The 1,312-nt window shown below is 60.0% G+C and carries 1 protein-coding gene and 1 pseudogene; one reads left to right on the forward strand and one right to left on the reverse strand.

The features are described 5' to 3' along the window. Positions 1-312: pseudogene (locus AC1D1P_RS23585) on the reverse strand (ABC transporter permease); the annotation flags it as partial. 467 nt (positions 313-779) lie between these two features. On the opposite strand from AC1D1P_RS23585, the gene AC1D1P_RS23590 reads away from it, so the two are divergent. Next, positions 780-1,312: porin (locus AC1D1P_RS23590; protein WP_477674678.1), on the forward strand; the 533-nt coding region annotated here is incomplete at its 3' end.

Raw genomic sequence — 1,312 nt, forward strand, 5'->3', positions numbered from 1 at the left:
CGCCATCTCCGCCATCTCCAGGGTTGCGGGCATGCGCTCCAGAACAATTCCCAGCGCCGGCCGGTTGAAGACAAACGATTTGCCGAGGTCTCCCTCGACCGCATGCTTCACAAACAGCGCGTATTGCTCGTAGATCGGCCGGTCCAGCCCCAGGCTGCGCGCCGCGACCTCTACCTCTTCGGTGGAGGCATTCGGGCTGACAAGCAGGTGTATGGGGTCGCCAATGAGGTGAATGCCCGTAAACGCGATGGCAGACATCAGCGCAACGACGACGAGGCTGTCGCGCATTCGCTGGAATATGGGGCCAAACATCAGATTGCGTCCTTATCTCTGGCTGCGGCACGGGCCAACACCCRCCCACATCGCACGCCGCCTCGCTCGAGCCCGTCGCCTCCACCCTGGGAGACCGCAACAGGCCCCCTATTGCACGTCACTTTCATCAAAAACTCCAGTCGGCGGGAGGCCTCCCGCCGGTACGTCACGTTCGCACAACTGCTCGCAATTTAGAGGCCAACCAACACCCTTGCCAGCTTTCACCTTGTGCATTCGCGGCAACAGCGCCGCGAAATTTCTTGACAGTCATCACCGCTTCATGATCTAGTTGTAACGCTGTTTGATACAGTGTATCGCTAGTCAATACAAAAAAGCAAGCGAGTTTTTCAGGATTTATGACGGTCGGCGAGGAGGGAAGCAGGAAAGACCTGGGCGAACTTCGCCCGTGAACACCCATGCGGGGGCGAATGATTCGCCGCCATTTACAAAACTTTCAGGAGTGAGAAATGAAATTGAAGATAGCCTGCCTGGCTGCGATTGGCGCCGGCGCAATAACCGCCATAACCCCCGTCGCCGCGTTGGCGCAAAGCACGGTGACGATTTACGGGAGGATGGATACGAGCTTTGAGAACTCGAAGACCGGCTCCGTCTCTCAGACGCTCATCACGGGCAACGCGTCCCGGTTCGGCGCCAAGGGGACCGAGGACCTGGGCGGAGGGCTCAAGGCGCTCTTTGGCCTGGAGATGGGAATCTCTTCGGACACCGGCGCGTCAAGCTCGCCCGTCTACCGCAACTCCTACGTCGGCATCAGCGGCGACTTCGGTGTGGTCAACATCGGGCGCATTGACTCGGCCGCACCCAGCCGCACGCCGATCTACGCGATCCTGGGCCGCAATGTCGAGTACGTCATCCACGACGCCGGCGCCACCGCGATTGGCTCCTCCATCTTCAATGCACGCACCCGGGTGTCCAATGCCATCGGCTACGCCAGCCCGGTGATCAGCAACTTCGTTTTCCGCGCCGGCCATTACTTCAATGG

Source organism: Polaromonas sp. P1_E1_2, from assembly GCF_056406035.1.